Source organism: Paenibacillus sp., assembly GCF_035645235.1.
Classification (GTDB): domain Bacteria; phylum Bacillota; class Bacilli; order Paenibacillales; family YIM-B00363; genus Paenibacillus_AE.
Window position 1 is genome coordinate 1 of the sequence record NZ_DASQMZ010000054.1, and the last position, 8,007, is coordinate 8,007.

The following is an 8,007-nucleotide window of genomic DNA, read 5'->3' on the forward strand; positions in this document are numbered from 1 at the left end:
GGGCTTGTTCCGCCGAAAAAAAACGAAAAACCGCCCGCACCGATTTGGCATCGGCGGGCGGTCGCCCAGGAACGGATGCGTGCGCGGCCCTCGGCCCTCGGCCCTCTACAATATCCGCTCTCCGAGCAGCGAGGCGACCAATTCGACGGCCACCTTGCCGGTCTTGTTCATATGATCGAGAATCGGGTTGACTTCGACGACGTCGGCGCTGACGACGCAGCCCGCCTCGGACAGCAGCTCCATCGCGAGGTGGCCTTCGCGGTACGTTAAGCCGCCGATGATCGGCGTCCCGACGCCCGGCGCGTCTTCGGGATCGAGGCCGTCCAGATCCAGGCTCAGATGCACGCCGTCCGTTCCGTCGGTTACGATCGCGATCGTCTCCTCCATGACTCGCGTCATGCCGAGTCGATCGATGTCATGCATCGAAAACACTTTGATCCCGAGTCGCTGGATGAGCGCCCGCTCCCCGGGATCGATCGACCGCGCGCCGACGATGACGACCTTCGACGGATCGATCCTCGCCGCTTCCCCGCCGATCGACGTCAGCGCCGGATGGCCGATGCCGAGGGCGATGGCGAGCGACATGCCGTGGATGTTGCCGGACGGCGACGTCTCCGCGTCGTTCACGTCCGCATGCGCGTCGAACCAGATGACGCCGACCTTCCGCTTATGCTGCAGCACCCCTGCGATCGTGCCGAAGGCAAGGCTGTGGTCGCCCCCGAGCACGAGCGGGAAGCGGCCGCCCCCGAGCGCCGCCGACACCTCCCGATGCAATTCGTCGCAAACGCGGCCGATTTCGGCAAGAAACTTGAGCGACGGCCCGTATTCCCCGTAGTCCCGCGGCCGGCGCACGACCAAGTCCCCCTCGTCGCGCACGACGTAGCCGAGCCCTTCGAGCCTCGCCTGCATGCCGGCGACGCGGAGCGCGCTCGGCCCCATGTCGACGCCGCGGCGGTCGGCTCCGAGGTCGATCGGCACGCCGATGAGCGAAATTTCTTGCGTTTTCATAAGCCTGCCTTGCCTCCTCTTGTCGTTGCGTCCTTACGAGCGGAACAAGCCCTTGGCCACGAACCACAGGTTCGCCGGGCGCTCCGCGATGCGCCGCGTAAAGTAGGGGTACCACGCTTCCCCGAACGGCGTGTACACGCGAACCCGGTAGCCGTCCCGCGCGAGACGAAGCTGCAACGACGACGAGATGCCGTACAGCATCTGGAATTCGAACCGCTCCCGGTCGATCCCCCGCTCGCGCGCGAACGCGATAACCTTGTCGACGATGCGCTCGTCGTGCGTCGCTACGGCCGTATACGCGCCCTGGAGCATATGAGCCTCCACTAAGCGCAAGTAATTGTCGTCCACGTCCTTCTTATGCGGGAACGCGACGTCCTTGGGCTCCTTATATGCGCCTTTCACGATGCGTACATTCGCGCGGAGCGCGCCGAGCCTCGCGCGGTCCGCCTCCGATCGGTACAGGTACGATTGCAGGACGAGGCCGACACGCGCCGTCCCGTAGCGTGCAAGCATCTTCGCGAACAGATCGATCGTCGGCTGCGTGACGGACGAGTCTTCCATGTCGATGCGCACGAAGTTTTCGGTCCGCGCCGCCTCGTCGAGGATGCGCGACAGCTGCGCCTCGCAAAACGCGGGATCGATGGCAAGACCGAGCTGCGTCAGCTTCACGGAGACGTTCGAAACGAGTTGCCGTTCCGCGATGCGCCGCAACGCCAGTATCGCCTGATCGGCCGCATCGACCGCCAGCGCGCGGTCCGTGACGCTCTCCCCCAAGTAATCCAGCGTCGCCATCAAACCCTGCCGGTTCAGCCGAAGCACCGCCTCGAGCGTCTCCTCGAGCGCCTCCGCCGCGACGAAACGGGCGACGCCGAGGCGCATGCCGTACTTTTCGAAGAATGCGCGAACCGCCGGATTGCCGGCTGCCGTCAGCACCGCGCTTCGAAAGAAAGCATCCCAAGCCACCTGCACCACCTCGCTTTCGTTACAGCTTCTCCGAGCTCAGCTTCAGCTGCGTAAACTGCAGCAGATAGTCGGGACCGCCCGCCTTCGAATCGGTTCCGGACATGTTGAAGCCGCCGAACGGATGCACGCCGACGATCGCGCCGGTGCATTTCCGATTGAAGTATAGATTCCCGACATGGAATTCGTCCCGGGCGCGGTCGATATGGGCGCGGTTGCGAGTATAGACGGATCCGGTAAGCCCGTATTCCGTGTTGTTCGCGATATCGAGCGCCTGTTCGAAGTCGGCCGCCTTGCAAAACGCAAGCACCGGCCCGAATATTTCCTCTTGCATGAGCCTCGCGTCCGGCGCGACGCCTTCGAAAATCGTCGGTTCAATGTAGTAGCCGCGTTCGGCCATCGGCGCGCCGCCGCCCGCGACGAGGCGCCCTTCCCCTTTGCCGATATCGATGTACTCCAATATTTTGCGATAGGCGGACTCGTCGACGACCGGACCGGTGAAGTTCGCGGGGTCCGCGGCATCGCCGATCTTCAGCGACGCCGTCAGCTCGACCGCGCGGGCGAGTACCTCGTCGTACACGTCCTGATGGATGATCGCGCGGGAGCAGGCGGAGCATTTCTGCCCCGAAAACCCGAACGCCGACGCGACGATGCCCTGCGCCGCCGCCTCAAGATCCGCATCGCGGTCGACGATGATGGAATCCTTGCCGCCCATCTCTCCGATATACCGCTTCAACCACATCTGCCCCTCGCCGACCTTTGCGGACAGCTCGTGAATGCGCAGCCCGACGTCCCGAGAGCCGGTGAAGGCGATGTACCGCGTCAGCTTGTGCGTGACGAGGTAGTCGCCGATTTCCGCGCCGCTGCCCGGCACGAGGTTCACGACGCCCGGAGGAAGCCCCGCGTCCTCGAGCATCTCGTAAAATTTGTACGCGATGACGGGCGTCGTCGACGCCGGCTTCAGTACGACGGTGTTGCCGGCGACGATCGACGCGACCGTCATGCCGACCATGATCGCAAGCGGGAAATTCCAAGGCGGAATGACGAGGCCGACGCCGAGCGGGATATACTCGAGCCGGTTATCCTCGCCCGGCATCGGCACGAGCAAGTCGTTCGAACGCTTCGCCATGGCGATCATCTGCCGGCCGTAATATTCCATAAAATCGATCGCCTCCGCGGTATCGGCGTCCGCTTCGGCTCGCACCTTGCCGGCTTCTACCGTAAGCCATGCGCTGAATTCGTGCTTTCGCCGGCGCAAGATCGCGGCCGTCTTGAACAGCACCGCCGCCCGCGACTCGACGGGCACCCGCGACCAATATTTCAGCGCGTCGTAAGCGGACTGCATCGCTTGCTCGGCGTGTTGCCGATCCGCCTTCGCGACGCGGCCGACGATTTCCGTCTTGTTCGAAGGATTCAAAGAATCGAACGTCCGCTGCGCGGCGATGCGTTCGCCTCCGATGACGAGCGGCACGTCGCGCCCGAGCTGGCCGCGCACCATCGCGAGCGCGTCGGCGAACGCCTGCGCTTCCTTCGGGTTCGAGAAATCGGTGAAGGGCTCCGGCGAATATGGAATCATGGTCATTTCGATCCGCTCCTTTTCGACAATTCATATGATGCTGACGCGGTCGTCCCGCCGGCTGCGGTTACGGCGACGGCGGCGCCGTCTCGGACAACGCCCGCTCGATGCGCTCGAACGCCCATTCGAGCTCCGCCTCGGTCACGATCAGCGGCGGCGCGAAGCGAATGACGTTCTCGTGCGTCTCCTTGCATAACAACCCCAGTTCCATCAGCTTTTCGCAATACGGCCTCGCAGGCCCCGTCATCTCCAGCGCGATCAGGAGCCCCCGCCCGCGCGCTTCGCGGATGGAGGAGTGGCGCAGCGTGCGCAGTCGCTCGAGGAAGGCCGCACCGAGCGTCGCCGACCGTTCGGCGAGCCGCTCCTCCTCGACGACGTCGAGCGCCGCGACGGCGACCGCGCAGGCGAGCGGATTGCCGCCGAACGTCGAACCATGCGAGCCGGGCTCGAACACGCCGAGCACCTCGGCATCGGCCGCGACCGCGGAAACCGGCAGCACGCCCGCGCCGAGCGCCTTGCCTAAAATATACATATCCGGCACGACGCCTTCCCAGTCGCAGGCGAAGTTCCGTCCGGTGCGGCCGAAGCCGGTTTGGATTTCGTCCGCAAGAAACAGCACGTTCCGTTCTTTGCATAGCCGCGCCGCACGTTGCAAATAGCCGTCTGGCGGAATGACGATGCCCGCTTCCCCTTGGATGGGCTCGACGAGGAAGGCCGCCGCGCGTTCGTCGATGGCGTCGCGCAGCGCGTCGAGGTCGCCGTAGGGTACAATCGTAAAACCCGGCGTGAACGGACCGAAGCCGCGGCGGTACGACGGATCCGAGGAAAACGACGTCACGGTCACGGTCCGCCCGTGAAAGTTCCCGGCGCAAACAATGATGTTCGCCTCCCCGTCCGGGACTCCCTTAACGTCGTAGGCCCAGCGCCGCGCCGCCTTAATCGCCGTCTCGACCGCCTCCGCCCCCGTGTTCATCGGGAGAATCGTCGACTTCCCCGTGTAAGCGGACAGCCGTTCGTAAAACCGGGCCATCGGCTCGTTGTAAAACGCTCTGGAGGTCAGCGTCACCTTGTCGGCTTGCTCCTTAAGCGCTTGGATGATCTTCGGATGACGGTGGCCTTGGTTCAGCGCGGAATAGCCGCTAAGCATATCCATGTACCGCCGCCCCTCCGGGTCGTACACCCACGCGCCCTCCGCGCGTTCGACGACGACGGGAATCGGTCGGTAGTTATGCGCCCCGATCCGTTCGGTTGCTTCGATTATCGCTTCTGACGTTCCCATGTCCGGACGCTCCTTCCTTCCCGAATTATTCCATGCCGCTTCCTTACTGTTATCATACGTCAAAGCTGGGCGATCAACACACGTCCTATGATAGTAACTTACTAAATTTTAGCTAGTAAGCGCAACGGTATCGAAGGCATAGAAAAAGCCGACCCGACGATGCCCGTCGAACCGGCTGGTTAGAAATCTTTTATCCCTACTCGATGCGCAGGCACCCCGCCGCGTCGGCCGCGGCCGCGCGCGCGCCTTCGACGGTGTCTGCGGTCGCTACCGCGACCGCCATCCGTCGGCCCGGCGTCGTCACGGGCTTGCCGAAGACGCGCACCTGCGTGTTCGGCAGCGCGAGCGCCTTGTCGATCCCGGTCACGACGAACGCCTCGCGCGCGTCGGACGCCTTCAGCGTTCGCGAAGCGCCCGGCGTCAACAGCCGGATCGTCGGGACCGGCAAGCCGAGAATGGCGCGCACGTGCAGGGCGAACTCGGACAAATCCTGCGTGCCGAGCGTCACGAGCCCCGTGTCGTGCGGCCGCGGGGACACTTCGCTGAAGTAGACCTTATCCGGCGCTAGGAACAGCTCCACGCCGTACAAGCCGTAGCCGCCGAGCGCGTCGGTAACCGCCTTCGCGATGCGCTGCGCCTCCGCAAGCTGCGCCTCGGTCATCTCGTGAGGCTGCCACGACTCGATGTAATCGCCGTCCTTTTGCACGTGGCCGATCGGCGCGCAGAACGCCGTTCCCGAAATCGAACGGACGGTCAGCATCGTGATTTCCGAATCGAAACGAATGAATTCCTCCACGATGACGCGCGCCTTCTTCGCGCGGCCGCCTTCCATCGCGATAGTCCAGCACGCTTCGACGTCCTCCGGCGTCTTGCAGACCGATTGCCCTTTGCCGGACGAGCTCATGATCGGCTTGACCACGCATGGCGTGCCAATGTCCGCGACGGCCGCGCGCAGCTCGTCCAACGAATCGGCGAACGCATACCGCGCCGTAGGCAAGCCGAGCGTCTCTGCTGCAAGCCGCCGAATGCCTTCGCGATCCATCGTCAGCCGCGCGGCGTTCGCCGTCGGCACGACGACGTAGCCTTCGTCCTCCAGCTCGACGAGCGTCTGCGTCGCGATCGCTTCGATCTCCGGCACGATCAAATCCGGCTTCTCCTTCTCGATTAAGGAGCGCAGCGCCTCCCCGTCCAACATGTCGATGACGTACGACCGATGCGCGACGTGGAACGCCGGCGCTCCCTCGTATCGATCGACCGCGACCGTCTCGACCCCTAGGCGCTGCGCCTCGATCACGACCTCTTTCCCGAGCTCGCCCGAGCCGAGCAACAGCAGTTTCCGCGCCTTCCCCGTCAGCGGGGGGCCGTAGGGCGAAAATCTCGCTTGTCCCATTGACATGAACGCCGTCCTCCTATTCGTTGCGTACGATCGTATCGACCGTCGATCGATCGCACGCCGTTACAAGCTTAATCAACAATTCCTTCGCAGCCGCGTAATCGTCCGTGTGGACAACCGCCGCGGCGGTATGGATATACCGCGCAGGGATGCCGACGACCGCGGTCGGCACCCCCGTACCGGATAAGTGTACCCGCCCGGCGTCGGTCCCGCCGCCCGGCGAAATGAAATATTGATAAGGGATCTTATGGGTCTCTGCCGTATCCCGCACGAACTCGACCATCAGCCGGTGCGTAATCATCGTCCGGTCCATCACCCGAAGGAGCGCCCCCTTGCCGAGCTGCCCGAATGCGGATTTATCGCCCGAGGCGTCGTTGGCCGGACTGGCGTCGAGCACGAACGCAATGTCCGGCCGAAGCAGCGCGGACGCCGTCTCCGCGCCCCGCAGCCCCACTTCTTCCTGCACGGTGGCGCCCGCATAGACGACATTCGGGTGCGAAGCGCCCTGCAGCGCTTCCATCAGCTCGATTGCAAGGCCCACGCCGTACCGGTTGTCCCACGCCTTCGCCATAATTTTTTTCGGATTGGCCAGCGGCGTGAACGGGCAGATCGGCACGATCGGCTGCCCGATGCGAACGCCGATCGCCTCCGCGTCCGCCCGGTCGTCGGCGCCGATGTCGAGAAACATCTGCCCGATGTCCACCGGCTTCGCCCGCGTCGCTTCGTCGAGCAGATGCGGCGGCGTCGAACCGACGACGCCGACGACGCGACCGCCCTTCGTCGCGATTTGCATGCGCTGGGCAAGCAGCACCTGACTCCACCAACCCCCGAGCGGCGCGAATTTGATCATGCCCTTGTCCGTAATGCCCGTGACCATAAAGCCGACCTCGTCCATATGCCCCGCGACCATGACGACCGGCCCGTCCGCTCGTCCCGTCTTCTTGCCGAACAAGCCTCCGAGCCGGTCGGCGACGATCTCTTCCGACACCGGCGTCAGGCGCGCCCGCAAGATGCGCCGCACCTCCTGCTCGAAGCCGGGGGCCCCGGACGCTTCGGTCAACTCCCGGAACAACTCCATCGTGCGTTCGTTCAAACCGTACACGCTCCTTACTTGGTATCGTTGGCGGCGTTGTCGTCCAGTTCGCGGAGCAGCCGCTCCACGTCCTTCTCGCCGAATTGGCCTTTGCGCTTGAACGCGAGCAGCGTCTCGCGGATGCGCGCCGCCTCTCGCTCCGCCTCGTCCGCTTCGAGCGCCGGCGACGGATCGAACCAGACGTATTGATCGTCAGGCCCGTTGCGCAAGTACGGCCGACGCCATGCCTCCGGGTATCGGAACGCGTCGCCGTTAAACAGGAAACCCAACACTTCATCGTTGTCGATCGGCATTAACTGATGATAAGCCGATGCCGCGCCGCCGGCCGCGACGTCCCGATGAACGTATCGATAATGCAAGTAGTGCTCGCCGGTGACCGTATCCTTCACAATGCCGTAGCGCTCCGTCTCCGACGCCTCCAGCTCGCGCACCTCCTCGATGCGTCGCTCCAGCAGCTCGCCCGGTACGACCTGTCGCTCCCGAAGGGACATCGAACTCCCGCCTTTCGCCGAATCATTACACCCGTATTCGAAACTCCCTCATTATACCATGCCCGCCGCCATTCCACGAACCAGCCCGTCGCCGGCGGCAGGCGTCGAGTCCTCTTGACGGTCGGAAAATGGCTCGCGCCGCTCCGTGCTCGGCGCGTAGCCGCTCCCCGGGGCGCCGCATAAATAAAAGAGCCGACGCACGGGGCG

General features: G+C 64.3%; 7 protein-coding genes. All 7 read right to left on the minus strand.

Annotated features, from left to right (window positions below; genetic code table 11):
- Positions 1–105: 105 nt before the first annotated feature.
- Positions 106–1,008, minus strand: a complete 903-nt coding sequence (gene rocF / locus VEZ38_RS04630) for an arginase (RefSeq protein ID WP_324892178.1) — start codon at positions 1,006–1,008, stop codon at positions 106–108.
- Between the two features lie 33 nt (positions 1,009–1,041).
- Positions 1,042–1,971 carry a proline dehydrogenase family protein gene (locus VEZ38_RS04635; RefSeq protein ID WP_324892179.1) on the minus strand — a complete coding sequence of 310 codons (930 nt, stop codon included), beginning with the start codon at positions 1,969–1,971 and terminating at the stop codon, positions 1,042–1,044.
- A gap of 19 nt (positions 1,972–1,990) precedes the next feature.
- Complete coding sequence (gene pruA / locus VEZ38_RS04640; protein ID WP_324892183.1) at positions 1,991–3,544, minus strand: L-glutamate gamma-semialdehyde dehydrogenase; 1,554 nt, start codon at positions 3,542–3,544, stop codon at positions 1,991–1,993.
- 67 nt (positions 3,545–3,611) lie between these two features.
- Positions 3,612–4,823: an ornithine--oxo-acid transaminase gene (locus VEZ38_RS04645; RefSeq protein ID WP_324892180.1), complete on the minus strand. Its 1,212-nt coding sequence runs from the start codon at positions 4,821–4,823 to the stop codon at positions 3,612–3,614.
- 196 nt (positions 4,824–5,019) lie between these two features.
- Positions 5,020–6,213 (minus strand): phosphoribosylglycinamide formyltransferase 2, encoded by a 1,194-nt coding sequence (purT, locus tag VEZ38_RS04650; RefSeq protein ID WP_324892184.1) that lies wholly within the window; start codon positions 6,211–6,213, stop codon positions 5,020–5,022.
- Positions 6,214–6,232: 19 nt separating this feature from the next.
- Entirely contained in the window at positions 6,233–7,309 is a 1,077-nt protein-coding gene (locus tag VEZ38_RS04655; RefSeq protein WP_324892181.1) for a M42 family metallopeptidase, read from the minus strand.
- Positions 7,310–7,323: 14 nt separating this feature from the next.
- Complete coding sequence (locus VEZ38_RS04660) at positions 7,324–7,800, minus strand: hypothetical protein (protein ID WP_324892182.1); 477 nt, start codon at positions 7,798–7,800, stop codon at positions 7,324–7,326.
- Between the last annotated feature and the right edge of the window lie 207 nt (positions 7,801–8,007).